Source organism: Streptomyces sp. NPDC050315 (genome assembly GCF_040655775.1).
Lineage (GTDB): Bacteria > Actinomycetota > Actinomycetes > Streptomycetales > Streptomycetaceae > Streptomyces.
In genome coordinates this window covers 233,804-248,512 of sequence record NZ_JBFAKN010000009.1, presented here as the reverse complement: position 1 = coordinate 248,512, position 14,709 = coordinate 233,804, and the positions used below count along the sequence as shown (strand labels likewise).

The 14,709-nt window shown below is 73.2% G+C and carries 12 protein-coding genes; 5 read left to right on the top strand and 7 right to left on the bottom strand.

Annotated features, from left to right (window positions below; all coding sequences use genetic code 11):
- Positions 1 to 165: 165 nt before the first annotated feature.
- Positions 166 to 549, top strand: a complete 384-nt coding sequence (locus tag AB0I82_RS30220) for a cold-shock protein (RefSeq protein ID WP_031056479.1) — start codon at positions 166 to 168, stop codon at positions 547 to 549.
- A gap of 52 nt (positions 550 to 601) precedes the next feature.
- Here the strand turns inward: AB0I82_RS30220 and AB0I82_RS30215 are convergent, their stop codons facing one another.
- The 4 genes from AB0I82_RS30215 to AB0I82_RS30200 form a co-directional block, all read right to left on the bottom strand.
- Positions 602 to 1,453 carry a 1,4-dihydroxy-6-naphthoate synthase gene (locus tag AB0I82_RS30215; protein ID WP_363260572.1) on the bottom strand — a complete coding sequence of 284 codons (852 nt, stop codon included), beginning with the start codon at positions 1,451 to 1,453 and terminating at the stop codon, positions 602 to 604.
- Positions 1,450 to 2,181: a futalosine hydrolase gene (locus tag AB0I82_RS30210; RefSeq protein ID WP_363260571.1), complete on the bottom strand. Its 732-nt coding sequence runs from the start codon at positions 2,179 to 2,181 to the stop codon at positions 1,450 to 1,452. Before AB0I82_RS30210 ends, AB0I82_RS30215 begins: the two co-directional genes overlap by 4 nt.
- Before the next feature lie 29 nt (positions 2,182 to 2,210).
- Entirely contained in the window at positions 2,211 to 2,726 is a 516-nt protein-coding gene (locus AB0I82_RS30205) for a hypothetical protein (RefSeq protein WP_363260570.1), read from the bottom strand.
- Between the two features lie 95 nt (positions 2,727 to 2,821).
- Positions 2,822 to 4,240: an MFS transporter gene (locus tag AB0I82_RS30200; protein ID WP_363260569.1), complete on the bottom strand. Its 1,419-nt coding sequence runs from the start codon at positions 4,238 to 4,240 to the stop codon at positions 2,822 to 2,824.
- A 387-nt stretch (positions 4,241 to 4,627) separates the two neighbouring features.
- Between AB0I82_RS30200 and AB0I82_RS30195 the strand changes: the two genes are divergently transcribed.
- Entirely contained in the window at positions 4,628 to 5,677 is a 1,050-nt protein-coding gene (locus AB0I82_RS30195) for a DUF3027 domain-containing protein (RefSeq protein WP_363260568.1), read from the top strand.
- Between the two features lie 276 nt (positions 5,678 to 5,953).
- Positions 5,954 to 9,136, top strand: coding sequence for a molecular chaperone Hsp90 (locus tag AB0I82_RS30190; RefSeq protein ID WP_363260719.1), 3,183 nt, complete (start codon positions 5,954 to 5,956; stop codon positions 9,134 to 9,136).
- Positions 9,137 to 9,139: 3 nt separating this feature from the next.
- Here the strand turns inward: AB0I82_RS30190 and AB0I82_RS30185 are convergent, their stop codons facing one another.
- Positions 9,140 to 11,575 (bottom strand): HAD-IC family P-type ATPase, encoded by a 2,436-nt coding sequence (locus AB0I82_RS30185; RefSeq protein ID WP_363260567.1) that lies wholly within the window; start codon positions 11,573 to 11,575, stop codon positions 9,140 to 9,142.
- 41 nt (positions 11,576 to 11,616) lie between these two features.
- Positions 11,617 to 11,898: a DUF2530 domain-containing protein gene (locus tag AB0I82_RS30180; RefSeq protein ID WP_363260566.1), complete on the bottom strand. Its 282-nt coding sequence runs from the start codon at positions 11,896 to 11,898 to the stop codon at positions 11,617 to 11,619.
- A gap of 433 nt (positions 11,899 to 12,331) precedes the next feature.
- On the opposite strand from AB0I82_RS30180, the gene AB0I82_RS30175 reads away from it, so the two are divergent.
- Complete coding sequence (locus AB0I82_RS30175; protein ID WP_363260565.1) at positions 12,332 to 13,804, top strand: NCS2 family permease; 1,473 nt, start codon at positions 12,332 to 12,334, stop codon at positions 13,802 to 13,804.
- A 36-nt stretch (positions 13,805 to 13,840) separates the two neighbouring features.
- Here the strand turns inward: AB0I82_RS30175 and AB0I82_RS30170 are convergent, their stop codons facing one another.
- Complete coding sequence (locus AB0I82_RS30170; protein WP_351594744.1) at positions 13,841 to 14,029, bottom strand: ribbon-helix-helix protein, CopG family; 189 nt, start codon at positions 14,027 to 14,029, stop codon at positions 13,841 to 13,843.
- Between the two features lie 141 nt (positions 14,030 to 14,170).
- On the opposite strand from AB0I82_RS30170, the gene AB0I82_RS30165 reads away from it, so the two are divergent.
- On the top strand, positions 14,171 to 14,608 hold the full coding sequence (locus tag AB0I82_RS30165; protein WP_363260564.1) for a MarR family transcriptional regulator: 438 nt from the start codon (positions 14,171 to 14,173) through the stop codon (positions 14,606 to 14,608).
- Positions 14,609 to 14,709 lie beyond the last annotated feature (101 nt).

Sequence of the window (14,709 nt, the reverse complement as noted above, 5' to 3'; positions counted from 1 at the left end):
CCCGGCCGGAAGCGCTGAGGAACCACCCGGCGACGTCTTGTCACCAGGCCCCGGACCATTAGCCTTGGGTAGCGGCGGGTCGCAGACCCGCTGCACTGCTATCCAGAGCTGTTGTGTGCGCAGCTACCCCAGATTTTCCCGACGAGTACGAGGACGAGGACAGACGTGCCTACCGGCAAGGTCAAGTGGTTCAACAGCGAGAAGGGCTTCGGCTTTCTCTCCCGCGACGACGGCGGTGACGTCTTCGTGCACTCTTCGGTGCTGCCCGCCGGCGTGGACGCACTCAAGCCGGGCCAGCGCGTCGAGTTCGGCGTGGTGGCGGGCCAGCGCGGTGACCAGGCGCTTTCGGTGACCCTCCTCGACCCCGCGCCGTCCATCGCGGCCGCCCAGCGGCGCAAGCCCGACGAGCTCGCGTCGATCGTGCAGGACCTCACCACGCTCCTGGAAGGCGTCGCGCAGCAGCTGGAGCGCGGGCGCTACCCGGACAAGGCACACGGCGGCAAGATCGCGGGCATGCTGCGCGCGGTCGCCGACCAGCTGGACGTCTGAGCCCGGCGAAGCAGTACGGACATGCCCCCGCGGTCTCCCGCGGGGGCATCCGTCATACGAACTTCAGCGCGTCCGGGGCGAGGGGCGGCACGAGCCCCTCGGCCGCGGCACGGGTGAGCAGCCCGCGCACCGCCGCGTAGCCGTCCTCGCCCAGGTCCGCGCTGAACTCGTTCACGTACAGCCCGATGTGCTGGTCCGCGACGGCCGGGTCCATCTCCTGCGCGTGCTCCAGGACGTAGCCGCGCGAGGCCTCGGGGTCGTCCCACGCCATGCGTACGGACGTGGTGATCGTGCGGGCCAGCTCGCGCAGCCGCTCCTCGCCCAGCGACCGCTTGGCGATGATCGCGCCGAGCGGGATCGGCAGCCCGGTGGTGTTCTCCCAGTGCTCGCCCATGTCGGCCAGGCAGGTCAGACCGAAGTTCTGGTACGTGAAGCGGGCCTCGTGGATGACGAGCCCCGCGTCGACGGCGCCGTCCCGCACGGCGGGCATGATCTCGTCGAACGGCATGACCTTGACCTCGCCCACCCCGCCGGGCACCTGGTCCGCGGCCCACAGCCGGAACAGCAGGTAGGCCGTGGAGCGCTCGCTGGGCACCGCGACCGTACGGCCCGCCAGGTCCGCCGGGGTGGCCGCGTCCTTGGTCAGTACGAGCGGGCCGCAGCCGCGGCCGAGCGCGCCGCCGCAGGGCAGCAGCGCGTACTCGTCCAGGACCCAGGGCAGCTCGGCGTAGGACACCTTCAGTACGTCCAGCTCGCCGCGCTCGGCCATGCCGTTGGTGAGGTCGATGTCCGCGAAGGTGACCTCGGGCGGGGTGGCGCCGGGGACCTTGCCGTGCGTCCACGCGTGGAAGACGAACGTGTCGTTCGGGCAGGGCGAAAACGCGATCCTGAGCGCCTGGCTCATGGCGTGCTCCTTGCGGACAGGGCTCGCGGCAGATCGGCGAAGGCGGCGGTGAGGGCGGCGAGCGCCTCCCCGATCCGCCAGGCGGCGCGGTCCCGCGGGCCGACGGGGTTGGAGATCGTACGGAGTTCCAGCACCGGCACGCCGTGCGCGGCGGCGGCCTCGGCGACGCCGAAGCCCTCCATCGCCTCGGCGAGCGCCCGCGGGTGGCGGGCCAGCAGCTCCTGCGCGCGGGCCGCGCTGCCGGTGACGGTGGAGCCGGTGAGGACGGTGCCGGGCAGCGCGCCGGTGGCCGCGGCGACGGCCGCGACCAGCTCCTCGGGCGGGCGGTGCGCGTCCGTACCGAAGCCCAGCGCGGTGACCGGCATGAAGCCGTCGGGGGACTCGGCGCCGAGGTCGGCGGCGGCGATCTCCTCCGCCACGACCAGCGAGCCGACGGGCGCGCCGGGCGCGAAGCCGCCGCCGATGCCGGCGGAGACGACGAGGTCGTACGCGTACGAGGTGCTCAGCGCGGCGGCGGTGAGAGCCGTTGCGGCACCGGCCGCGGCGGCTGCCGGGCCCACGCCGGCGGCGAGGGCGTCGAGGGTGTACGGGCCCTCGGGGGAGTCGGGCTGCCCTGTTCGGTGCAGCTCAAAGCCGCCCGGTACGGGGATGCTCTCAGGCTGTCCCGCCGTCGCGGCGGTGACCGCGTCGCGTTCGGCGGGGACGGCGGTGACGACCAGGATGTGCATCAGGGGACCGGGCGGCTCGGGTGCGGCACTCAGGACGAGGCGCGGTTGAGCTTGATGTTCCAGATGCCGGTGTACTTGCCGCCCTTGGACGTCATGATCGAGATCGTCGTGGAGTCCGACATCTGGCGGGTCTGCTGGTTGTAGAAGACCTGGTCGCTGTCGATCGAGGTGTAGGTCTGCTTGCTGAGGCTGGTCATCGGCATGCCGTTGGACATCGCGATCCACCCCTGCTCGGCCATGTCCGGCTCGACGCCGAGGCGCACCTTGTCACCGGGGTGCACGGTGAGCGTCTGGTCCGGCTCGGACGTCATGCACTTCTCGAACTTGGCCTGCTCCGCCTTTTCCTTGGCGGTGAGGTCGCCGAGGGTCTTGCCGTCCTCGTAGCAGGAGGCTTCGGCGGTGACGGTGTCCTGGCCGGCGGTCACGGTCGCCCGCGGCGTGGGCTGGTCACAGGCGGAGAGGACGAGCAGTCCCAGGGACACGGCGCCCGCGGCGGCGGCGGCACGGCGGCCCTTGCCCCGGAGCGAGGAGGAGAACGCGGTCATGCGGGCAGGCTATCTGGCCGCCGGGCCCGCACGACGCCGGGGTACGGTGCGCGCTGCGTCGTGTGCCGTGGGTTACCCCACTTCGTGGCCGCGGGTTACGCCACGCGGGCGCCTGCCGGGCCGTGATGGCGGTCGGCGGTCAGCAGTCCCCGTACGGTCATGGCCGCCGCCAGGGCCAGTACCGCCGAGGCCACCGCCAGCCCCAGTACGCCGTGCAGCGGCAGCGCGATGCCCAGCCCGCCGCCCACCACCCACGACAGCTGCAGCACCGTCTCGGACCGCGCGAACGCGGACGTACGGAAGGACTCCGGCACGTCCCGCTGGATCTGCGCGTCCAGCGACAGCTTCGCCAGCGCCTGGCTCAGCCCGGCCGTCGCGGCGGTCGCGGTCACCACCACGCTGGCCAGTACGGCGTAGAAGACCGCCGCGGTGACCGTGACGCCCAGCGCCAGCGCCAGCACCACCGCGATGATCACCTCCGGGCCGCGGGCCCGCAGCCAGGCGCCGATCGCGGTGCCCAGCGCGTTCCCGGTGCCCGCCGCGACCGCCACCAGCCCCAGCGACAGCTCCGGGCCCAGCCCGCCCAGCGGCTGCTCGCGCAGCAGGAACGCCAGGAAGAAGATGAGGAAGCCGGACAGTGCCCGCAGCGCGCAATTGGCCTGGAGGCCGTGCAGGACGGCGCGGCCGACCGTCCGCAGCCCGGGCCGGGGACGGCGCGCCCGCTGCCCCGCCACCGGCACCGCCGCCTCGCCCCGCGCCGAGTCGACCTTGTGCGGCAGCGTGAAGGACAGGAACGCGCCGATGCCGAACACCAGACACGCGCCGTACAGCGGCCAGGCCGGGCCGATGAGGTGCAGCCCGGCGCCCAGCGGGGCCGCCACGCCGGTGGCCAGCAGCCCCGCGAGGGTGACTCTCGAATTGGCCTTCACGAGGGAGAAGCGGTGCGGCAGCAGTCTGGGCACCACCGCCGAGCGCACCACGCCGTACGCCTTGGAGGACACCAGCACGCCCAGCGCGGCCGGATACAGCTCCAGCCTGCCGGTGGCCACCGCGCCCGACATGGTCAGCGCCAGCACCGCGCGGGCCAGCATCGCCCCGGCCATCGCGGCGCGCCGGCCGTGCGGCACGCGGTCCAGCAGCGGCCCGACGACGGGCGCGAGGAGCGCGAAGGGCGCCATCGTGACCGCGAGATACAGGGCCACCCGGCCGCGCGCCTGGTCCGTGGGGACGGAGAAGAAGACCGTCGAGGCGAGCGCGACGGTGATCAGCATGTCGCCCGCGGAATTCACCGCGTGCAGCTCGATCAGCTTGCCGAGGCCCGACTCGCCCGCGCCGTGCGCGTGTGTCGCCCGGCGAATGCCACGCCCCGTGGCGGCGAAGGGACGGCGCACGGCGGCCCCTGCGGTCCGGCACGCGCGGCCCGCGCGCCCCGCGGCCCGGCCCGCGCCACGGACCGGGCCGCCTCTGCCCTTGGTCGATGCCCTGGCGGCGGCCACGTCGTCATCCTGCCCCAAACGCTGCCCCAACTCGCCCAACTGATGGCAGTTTCCATGAGTTTCCACGGGTTCCTGCCCGGGTTCTGCGGGCGTGGCGGAGGGGCCCGTGGCGGCTGCCGGTGACATTTGCCGCTCCCGCCGGGGGGTCGTACACGATTGAAGGGGTAGCGTGTGTAGCGCGCCACCGGCGGTCGCTCTTGGCCGCGCGCCTTGCCGCGATCCCGCAGAATGGTTCGTAGAGGCGCGCTGCTTCTGGAGGGCTGATCGGGCGCGGACGTCGACGCGGTCCCCAGGTCCGCTCCGCCCGCCCCGGCCCGTCGGTCGTCCGGACAGGATCAGGACGGCTCCGGCCGGCGCGCTCGTGAGACGGCGTGGAAGAGAGAATCGATTCTTGTGAGTGCTGCGATGCGAAGCCGTACGCCCGACCGCCTCTGCGCCGAGGCCGTCGAACTCGCCCGCGAGGCGGCCGAGGAGGCCGCCCTCCCGGGCATGGTCGGTGAGCACGTCGACGCCGTGGCCGACGGGGACCGCGTGGTCACCCATCTGTTCGAATGCAAGGAGCCGGGCTACCGCGGCTGGCGCTGGGCCGTGACGGTCGCCCGCGCCTCCCGCGCCAAGGTCGTCACGCTCGACGAGTCGGTCCTGCTGCCCGGCCCCGACGCGCTGCTGGCCCCCGAGTGGGTGCCGTGGAGCGAGCGGCTGCGCCCCGGCGACATGGGCCCGGGCGACCTGCTGCCCACGGAAGCCGACGACCTGCGGCTGGAACCCGGGTTCGCGGCCGACGAGAGCTTCGGCGACAACGGCGGCGTGGGCGTGTCGCCGGTCGCCCCCGGCTCGCCGGACGCCGCCGCGACCGGCCCGACGGCGGCGGACCTCGCGGACGCGGCACGGGCCGCGCGGCCGGGCGCCAGGGACGCGGACACCACGCGCGCCGACGAGGCCGCCGAGGCGGCCAGGGGCCCGCTCGCCGAGCTGGCCGAGGCCGAGGACGCGGACGTCATCGCCGGTACCCCCGCGCACCAGGCGACGGCACCGGCCCGCGGCAGCATCGCCGCGGTCGCCGAGGAGCTGGGCATGGGCCGGCACCGGGTGCTCTCCCGGTACGGCCTGCACACCGCCGCCGACCGCTGGGAGGAGGCGTACGGCGCCAAGACCCCGATGGCGCAAGCAGCCCCCGCCGCCTGCATGAGCTGCGGCTTCCTCGTACCGCTCGCCGGCTCCCTGCGGCAGGCCTTCGGCGTCTGCGCGAACGAGTTCTCCCCGGCGGACGGCCGCGTCGTGTCGCTGGCGTACGGCTGCGGCGGGCATTCCGAAGCCGCCGTGATGCCGAAGCCGCCGCGCCCGGCACCGCCGGTCATCGACGAGACGGTCGTCGAGCCGATGCCGCTGCGCCCGGACCGCACGAGCGGCTCGGTCTCCGAGGGCGAGCCGGCCGAGGAGCTCGGCCACAGCTGATCCGGGCCGAGGCGTCGGCCACGGCTGACGCCCGCCGAGGCCCCGGCCGGACCGGCCGACGCGCACGGGAGACGCCGGATTCCGGCCCCGTTCGCGGCACGCCCGTGCGGCGTGTCGTACCCCGGCCGCTTACGGGGCACCCGAGGCGGAAGAATGACGTTCAGCCGCCGCGGGGCGGGAAGCTGTGTGCGAGGAGCAGTCGTGAGCCGTAGGGCGACCGTCCGGAATCCCGTCGATGGTGCGGACCCCTTCGGAGCCGCCCGGTTGCGGCGGGGCGTGCTGGACGCCTGGGCCGGCTCCCCGGCCAGATTCCGGGAGGACGCCAACGCCGAGGAGGACCTCGCGCTCGGCGGCTACCGCGACCGGCTCGTGGTCGAACTGGCGCAGAACGCGGCGGACGCCGCGGCACGCGCCGGCGTCCCCGGCCGGCTGCGGCTGACGCTCCACCCCGGCCAGGACGGCGACCAGGCCGTACTCGTGGCGTCCAACACCGGTGCGCCGCTGGACGCCTCGGGCGTCGAATCGCTCTCCACCCTGCGCGCCTCCGCCAAGCGGGACAGCGACGCGTCGGCCGGCGCGGTCGGCCGCTTCGGCGTCGGCTTCGCTGCCGTACTGGCGGTCAGCGACGAGCCGGCGGTGGTCGGACGGACCGGCGGGGTGCGCTGGTCGCTGGCCGAGGCGCGCGCCATGGCCATGGACATCGCGGCCCACAGCCCGGGCCTGGGCAGCGAACTGCGGCGCCGCGAAGGCCACGTACCGCTGCTCCGGCTGCCGCTGCCCGCCGAGGGCACCGCGCCGGAGGGGTACGACACCGCGGTGGTGCTGCCACTGCGGGACGGCGCCGCCGAGGACCTGACGAGCCGTCTGCTGGCCGCCGTGGACGACGCGCTACTGCTGACCCTGCCGGGCCTCGCCGAGGTGGTGATCGAGACCCCGGAGGGCGTACGCGAGCTGCGGCGCGGCGCCGACGGCCCGTACGTCGTCGTCGAGGACAGCGCGCGCGGCACGGCCCGCTGGCGGGTCGCCACCGACGGCGGCCCGCTGGACCCCGCGCTGCTGGCCGACCGCCCCGTCGAGGAGCGGCTGCGGCCCGCCTGGTCGGTGACCTGGGCGGTGCCGGTGGACGCGGAGGGCGAGCCGGTACGCCCGGCCACCGCGCCCGTCGTGCACGCGCCGACCCCCACCGACGAGCCCCTCGGCCTGCCCGCGCTGCTCATCGCCTCCTTCCCGCTGGAGCCGACCCGCCGGCACGTCGCGCCGGGCCCGCTCGCCGACTTCCTCGCCGAACGCGCCGCCGACACCTACGCCACCCTCCTGCGCGACTGGGAACCGGTCTCCGTCGGGACCATCGACCTGGTGCCCGGCCCGCTGGGCAAGGGCGGCCTGGACGGCGAGCTGCGCCGCCTGGTGCTGGAGCGGCTGCCCCGCGTGCCGTTCCTGCCCAGCGCCGCGACGGGTGCCGCGCTGCGCCCGGAGGCCGACCGCGCGCTCGGCACCTGGCCGGAGGCCGACGAGCCGGCCGGCACCGAGCCCGAAGGCCCGTACGTGCTGCGCCCCGTCGAGGCCGAGCTGGCCGAGGGCGCGGGCGCCGAGACCGTCGCCGTACTGGCCGAGCTCTTCCCCAGCCTGCTGCCCGCGGGCCTGGAACGGCGGCCCGAACTGCGCGCGCTGGGTGTGGCCCGGGTGCCGCTGGGCGAGGTCATCGACCGGCTGGCCGGAGTGGAACGCACGCCGTCCTGGTGGCGGCGGCTGTACGAGTCGCTGGCCGGCACCGACCCGGACCGGCTCAGCGGCCTGCCCGTACCGCTCGCGGACGGCCGCACCACGATCGGCCCCCGCCAGGTCCTGCTCCCGGTCCGCGAGGACCGGCCGGACACGGAGACCCGGCACCGCACCCTGGCCCGCCTCGGCCTGAAGGTCGCCCACCCGGACGCCGTGCACCCGCTGCTGGAGAAGCTCGGCGCGGTGCCCGCCACGCCCCGCGCGGTACTGAAGACCCCTCAGGTACGGGCAGCCGTCGCGCATTCCCTGGAGGCGGCCGAGGACGAGTACGACGTCTTCGACGAGGACACGGCGGGCGGCCCCGGCGGCGCCCTCAGCGGCGAGGAGCTGGCCGAGGCCGTGCTCGGGCTGGTCCGCGACGCCGGCCTCGCACCCGGCGACGAGCCGTGGCTGGGCGCGCTGGCCCTCCCCGACGAGGACGGCGAGCCCGCCCCGGCCGGGGAGCTGGTCCACCCGGGCAGCGCGTTCGAGCGGGTCATCCGCTCCGGCGAACTGGCCTGCGTGGACGAGGAGCTGGCCGCCCGCTGGGGCGAGCAGCCGCTCACCGCGGTCGGCGTGCTCGCCGACTTCGCCCTGGTCCGCGCCCAGGATGTCGTCCTGGACCCCGACGAGCTGGAGCCCCGCGACGGCGACTTCGCCGAGCCCGACGACGTCGGCCTCCTGGACGCGGTCGACGTCTGGTGCGAGGACATCCTCGACGGCCTGCCCGAGACCCCCGTACCGCCGGTCGCCACCGAGATCGTCGCCGTCCGCGACCTCGACCTGGTCGACGACGACGCCTGGCCGCAGGTCCTGGCCATGCTGTCGCGCCCGCCGTACCGGGACGCGCTCACCGCCCCCGTACGCGTACTCCTCCCGGACGGCACCACCGAGTCGGTACGTCCGTACGCCGCATGGTGGCTGCGCGGCCACCCCGTACTCGACGGCCGACGCCCCGCCGGGCTGCGCTCCGCGGGCGGCGACCCGCTGCTCGCGGGCCTGTACGAAGCCGCGGACGCCGGTGACGTGGACGCCCAGGTGCTGCGCGCGCTGGGCGTACGGACCTCGGTCGCGGCCCTCCTGGACGAGCCGGGCGGCGCCGCCGAACTGCTCGCCCGGCTGGCCGACGAGGACGCCGAGGTGACGGCCGCTCAGCTGCACGCGCTCTACGGCGAGCTGGCCGGGCTGGACCCCGAGCAGGTCACGCTCCCGGACGAGCTGCGGGCCGTGGCGGGCGACACGGTACGCGTGGTGGACGCGGCCGACGCGGTCATCGCGGACGCCCCCGACCTCCTGCCGCTCGCCGGAGAGCTGCCGCTGCTGCCGGTCAGCCCGGCACGCGCCGCGTCCCTGGCCGAGCTGCTCCAGGTACGGCGACTGAGCGAGGAGTTCCCCGCGGAAGTACGCAGCGAGGGCACCGTACGCGAGGTGCCGGACGCGGTACGCGCGCTGCTCGGCCCGGACACGCCCGGTACGTACGTCGAGCACGACGAACTACTGGTCACCACCGACACCGGGGACACCGAGCTGGACTGGCGGCGCGCCGCCGACGGCACGGTGCACGCGGCCACCTTCGAGGGCGTGGCGGCCGGCCTGGCCTGGGCCACCGGCCAGTGGCCCCGCCGCTTCGAGGTGGCGGCGCTCCTGGAGGACCCGACACGGACGGAGGAACTGGCGCGGGCTCGGTGGTTCGACTGACCCTCAGCCCGGGGCCCGGCGGCTCACCCACCGCCACGCCCCCTCAAGGGCGAGCCCGGCGGCCGTGGCCATCCCCACGGCCGCCCAAGGCATCGTCGTCCCGACCAGCCTCAGCTGGAAGAACGACTGCAGCCACGGGATCACGAGCACGACGAGGAACCCCGCCCCCATCGTCAGCACCAGCCCGACCCGCCACCACGTGTACGGCCGGGCGATGATCGCCAGTACCCAGAGCGCGGTCAGAAACAGCGTCAGCGTCGCCACGCTCGTCTCGGACCGCAGCGCCTCCGGCCCGGAGTAATGACTCCGGGCCAGCAGGTACATGGCGAACGCCGCGGCCCCCGTGATCAGCCCGGAGGGGATCGCGTACCGCATGACGCGCCGTACGAAGTGCGGGCGCGCCCGCTCCTTGTTGGGCGCGAGGGCCAGGAAGAAGGCCGGTACGCCGATCGTCAGCGTGGACAGCAGCGTCAGATGGCGCGGCAGATACGGGTACGGGATCTGCCAGCAGGCGACGAGCAGCGCGAGCAGGACGGAGTACACCGTCTTGGTGAGGAAGAGCGTCGCGACGCGCGTGATGTTGCCGATGACCCGGCGCCCCTCGGCGACGACCGCGGGCAGCGCGGCAAAGCTGTTGTCCAGCAGCACGATCTGGGCGACGGCCCGGGTCGCTTCGCTGCCGGACCCCATCGCGACGCCGATGTCCGCGTCCTTCAGGGCCAGTACATCGTTCACGCCGTCCCCGGTCATCGCGACATGGTGGCCGCGCGACTGGAGGGCCTTGACCATGGAGCGCTTCTGCTGGGGCGTGACCCGGCCGAAGACCGTACCGTCCTCCAGCGCCCCGGCCAGCGCGTCCGGCCCGTCGGGCAGCCGGCGCGCGTCCACCGGGCTGTGCGCGCCCGGCATGCCCAGCTCGGCGGCGACCGCGCCGACCGAGACCGCGTTGTCGCCGGAGAGCACCTTCGTACGGACCCGCTGCTCGGCGAAGTACCGCAGGGTGTCGGGGGCCTCCGGGCGCAGCCGCTGGGCCAGGACGACCAGCGCGGTGGGCGTGAGGTGCTCGGTCACGGCGGGGTCGGCCGGCTCGCGTTCCGCGCGGGCCAGCAGCAGGACGCGCAGGCCACGGGAGTTGAGGTCGTCGGTCTCGGCGAGCGTGCCGTCGCCCTCCGGGAGCAGCACATCCGGGGCGCCGAGCAGCCAGGTCGAGCTCTCGCCGTCGGGCCCGTTGAGGGACGCGCCGCTGTACTTGCGCGCCGAGGAGAACGGCAGCGACTCCGTGCAGCGCCAGGCGTCGTCCGCCGGGTACGCGTCGATGACCGCCTGCAGCGAGGTATTCGGCCGCGGATCGCACTCGCCCAGCGCGCCGAGCACCTGCCGTACGTACTCCTCGTCCGCGCCGTGCAGCGGCCGCAGCTCGCTCACGTCCATGCCGCCCTCGGTGAGCGTCCCGGTCTTGTCCAGGCAGACCACATCCACGCGGGCCAGGCCCTCGATGGCGGGCAGCTCCTGCACCAGGCACTGCTTGCGGCCGAGCCGGATCACGCCGATGGCGAAGGCGACCGAGGTGAGCAGCACCAGCCCCTCGGGGATCATCGGAACGATCCCGGCGACCATCCGGCGCACCGCGTCGTCACCGCCCATGTTCAGGGTGAAGAGATGGCTCAGCACGAGCCCGATCGCCGTCGGGACCATCATCCACGTGACGTACTTCAGGATCATGCTGATCCCGCTGCGCAGCTCGGAGTCGACGAGGGTGAAGCGGGACGCCTCCTCGGCGAGCTGCGCCGCGTAGGCCGCGCGGCCGACCTTCGTGGCGGTGAAGGCGCCGCCGCCCGCGACCACGAAGCTGCCGGAGAGCACCGGGTCACCGGGCCGTTTCAGTACCGGGTCGGCCTCGCCGGTGAGCAGCGACTCGTCGATCTCCAGCCCGTCCGCCTCGGCCACCTCGCCGTCGACGATCACCTTGTCGCCGGGGCCCAGCTCGATGAGGTCGCCGAGGACGACCTCGGAGGAGTGGATCTCGGTGGGCGCGCCGTCGCGGCGTACGGTCGGCCGGGACTCGCCGATGACCGCGAGCCGGTCCAGGGTCCGCTTGGCGCGCAGCTCCTGGATGATGCCGATGCCGGTGTTGGCGACGATGACGAAGCCGAAGAGGCCGTCCTGGATCGGGCCGATGACCAGGATGATCGCGAAGAGGACGCCGATGATGGCGTTGAAGCGGGTGAGGACGTTCGCGCGGACGATGTCGGCGGTGGAGCGCGAGGACCGTACCGGAACGTCGTTGACCTCGCCGCGGGTCACCCGCTCCGCGACCTCGGCGGCGGTCAGCCCGCGGTGGGCGCGCGCGGACGCCGACGCGGAGTACGCGGCGGAGTGCTCCGCGGGATTCTCGGCTGCGGACTGTGGGGGCTGAGGGGGCTGCGCCCGTTCCGTCATGCGTCCGACGCTACGGGCCGGACGCCCGGATCACCCGGCTATCAGGAGTCCGGTGTGGCCGCAGCGGCGGTGCGCTTGGCGGCCGCGTCCCGCTTGATGGCCGCGTCGCGCTTGCGCACGTACCAGACGCCGAGCATCCCGAGGAGGCCGCCGGCCAGGCAGGTCCACACCCACCAGGTGTGCCCACCGTCGACGAACCAGCTGTAGAACGGAAGCTGCGCCAGGAAGAGGACGAACCAGATGATGGTGCCGCCGGTAATGGTGGCGACGACGGGCCCCTCCAGGGGAGCGGGCGCCTCGCGCAGTTCGGACTTCTTCCACATACGGGCAAGCTTACGGCGGTCGGCGAGCGGGCTGGGCGCGGCACCTCGGGCGGGCTGTGTGCGGCGGCTCCGGCGGGCTTGGCGCGGCTCCCCCGCGAATGCCCAGGCTTACCGTTTCGCCCCGTCCTTCCCCCATGGGGGTGTCGCGGGTCCCCTTCTCAACACAGTACTGGGGGCCACTGACAACGCCCCCGCCCCAAGCCCCGCCCCACGACCACCACCCCAGCCACCCCGCCCCAGTCCCCCCAACGGTCTACGCGCGGAGATAGCGATCAACGTTTTGTTGTTTCATACTGAACCGTTCCGGATCTGACCGGTTTCTGTCGTCTGATAGAACAAAGCTGATCCGACAGAACCAAGCCGATCCGATCGATGTGTGGTCCGACCCCGGGCCGCCGCGCCCCACCAGGCCCGTACACCTGAGGTCCCACCGATGCCCACCCCGGCCACCACCGAGGCCGACGCCGATTCCCCGTCCGGCGCCACGCCCGAGCCCAAGAACGGTCTCGACCGGTTCTTCCAGATCTCCGCACGCCGCTCCACGGTCTCCCGCGAGCTGCGCGGCGGCCTGGCCACCTTCTTCGCGATGGCCTACATCGTGATCCTGAACCCGATCATCCTGGCCGGCGGTCAGGACATGAACGGGCACCACCTGGACAACGCCCAGCTGGTCACCGCCACCGCCCTGATCGCGGGCCTGACCACCGTCCTGATGGGCCTCATCGGCAACGTCCCGATCGCGCTCGCCGCGGGCCTCGGCATCAACGCGCTGGTCTCGCTCCAGCTCGCGCCCAAGATGACCTGGCCGGACGCGATGGGCATGGTCGTCTGGGCCGGCATCGTGCTGATGATCCTGGTCGCCTCGGGCCTGCGGCAGCGCGTCATGGACGCCATCCCCAACGGGCTGCGGCGCGCCATCGCGATCGGCATCGGTCTCTTCATCAGCCTGGTCGGCCTGGTCGACTCGGGCTTCGTCAGCCGCAACCCGGACTCCGCGCACACCACCGTGCCGCTGGCCCTCGGCACCGGCGGCCAGCTCCAGGGCTGGCCGGTGCTGGTGTTCGTGCTCGGCCTGGCGCTGATGTTCATCCTGACCGTACGGAAGGTCAAGGGCGCGATCCTCATCGGGATCGTCGTCATGGCCGTCGTCGCGATCATCATCAACACCATCGCGGACCTGCCGGACAGCGCCTGGGGCCTGGCCGTGCCGAAGATCCCGGACGCGCTGGTCGGCACCCCCGACTTCGGCCTGGTCGGTCAGATCAGCCTCTTCGGCGGCTTCCAGAAGGTCGGCCTGCTGACCGGCTGCCTCTTCGTCTTCACCGTGCTGCTCTCCGGCTTCTTCGACGCGATGGGCACGATCATCGGCGTCGGCGAGGAGAGCGGACTGGCCGACAAGAACGGCCAGCTGCCGCGGATGGGCCGCATCCTGATGCTGGACGGCATCGGCGTCGCGGGCGGCGGCCTCGGCTCCTGCTCGGCCAACACCTGCTTTGTTGAATCCACCGCGGGCGTCGGCGAGGGTGCCCGTACGGGCCTGGCGAACGTGGTCACCGGCGGGCTCTTCCTGCTCACGCTGGTCTTCACCCCGCTCGCCACGGTCGTACCGTCGCAGGCCGCCACCCCGGCGCTGCTCGTCGTGGGCTTCCTGATCATGGCGTCCAACGTCCGCGAGATCGACTGGAGCGACTTCACCGTCGCCATCCCGGCGTTCCTGACGATCGTCTCGATGCCGTTCACGTACAGCATCACCACCGGCATCGGCGTCGGCGTCCTGGCCTTCATCCTGCTGCGCGCCGCGACCGGCCGCTTCAAGGAGATCCCCTGGCTGCTGGACGTCGTCGGCCTCTGCTTCCTGGTGTACTTCCTGCTCAACCCGATCGAGCAGGCACTGGGTCTGAAGTAGCGGTATCCGAATCGGCGGTAGCTATGTAGGCGGTAGCTATATCGGCGGCGCGGCGTAGAACCGTTCCGTCTCCTCGACCGACGTCGCGAAGCGTTCGTCGAAGTCCTCGCGCATGAGCGTCCGGATCACGTAATCCTGGACGCTCATGCCGCGTTTGGCCGCGTGCTGTCCGATGCGCTCCAGCAGCTCACCGTCGACGCGCAGGCTGAGCACTCTCGATCCCATGCGGTAACGGTCCCCGCATCGGCGGCCCCGGCGCGTCACTTTTCGCAAGCAGCTCACTCTTATGGGTGATGCGTGGGTCATGCATGAAGGCCAGCGTCTTTCGACTTTCTTTAGTTAGAGTAATGAGTTACGCTAACAAACATGCCGGAACTGTCCCTCGGCGCCGACGCTGCCGCCGTGAACGCGCTGCGGTCCGCCGTCATGCGCCTCTCCCGCCGGATCAAGCACCAGCGGGTCGACGAATCGCTCAGCCCCACCGAGATGTCGGTGCTGGGCACCCTCGCGCGCTGCGGCACCGCCACCCCCGGTGAGCTGGCCCGCAAGGAGCACGTCCAGCCGCCGTCGATGACCCGCATCGTGGCGATGCTCGAAGCCAAGGGACTGGTCCGGCTGGAGCCGCACCCCGACGACCGGCGCCAGAAAGTCGTCACCCAGACCGAGCAGGCCGAGGCGATGCTCGAAGAGAGCCGCCGCAAGCGCAACGTCTGGCTGGCGGAGCTGGCCTCGGGTCTGGACGAGGACGAGTGGGAGGCGCTGCGCGCCGCCGCGCCCGTACTGGAGAAGCTCGCGCACCTGTAGCGGGTGCGCGCAGCGACCGGCGAGCCGCCGCCCCGGGGAGCGGATCCGCCGATGCCGAAGAAGCCACCGATGCCCACGAAGCCACCGATACGAAGCCACCG

Coding starts and splice junctions, on each gene's coding strand:
- AB0I82_RS30215 (WP_363260572.1), bottom strand. CDS start 1,453: ATGAGCCAGGCGCTCAGGATCGCGTTTTCGCCCTGCCCGAACGACACG.
- AB0I82_RS30165 (WP_363260564.1), top strand. CDS start 14,171: ATGCCGGAACTGTCCCTCGGCGCCGACGCTGCCGCCGTGAACGCGCTG.
- AB0I82_RS30185 (WP_363260567.1), bottom strand. CDS start 11,575: ATGACGGAACGGGCGCAGCCCCCTCAGCCCCCACAGTCCGCAGCCGAG.
- AB0I82_RS30210 (WP_363260571.1), bottom strand. CDS start 2,181: ATGCACATCCTGGTCGTCACCGCCGTCCCCGCCGAACGCGACGCGGTC.
- AB0I82_RS30205 (WP_363260570.1), bottom strand. CDS start 2,726: ATGACCGCGTTCTCCTCCTCGCTCCGGGGCAAGGGCCGCCGTGCCGCC.
- AB0I82_RS30195 (WP_363260568.1), top strand. CDS start 4,628: ATGCGAAGCCGTACGCCCGACCGCCTCTGCGCCGAGGCCGTCGAACTC.
- AB0I82_RS30180 (WP_363260566.1), bottom strand. CDS start 11,898: ATGTGGAAGAAGTCCGAACTGCGCGAGGCGCCCGCTCCCCTGGAGGGG.
- AB0I82_RS30175 (WP_363260565.1), top strand. CDS start 12,332: ATGCCCACCCCGGCCACCACCGAGGCCGACGCCGATTCCCCGTCCGGC.
- AB0I82_RS30170 (WP_351594744.1), bottom strand. CDS start 14,029: ATGGGATCGAGAGTGCTCAGCCTGCGCGTCGACGGTGAGCTGCTGGAG.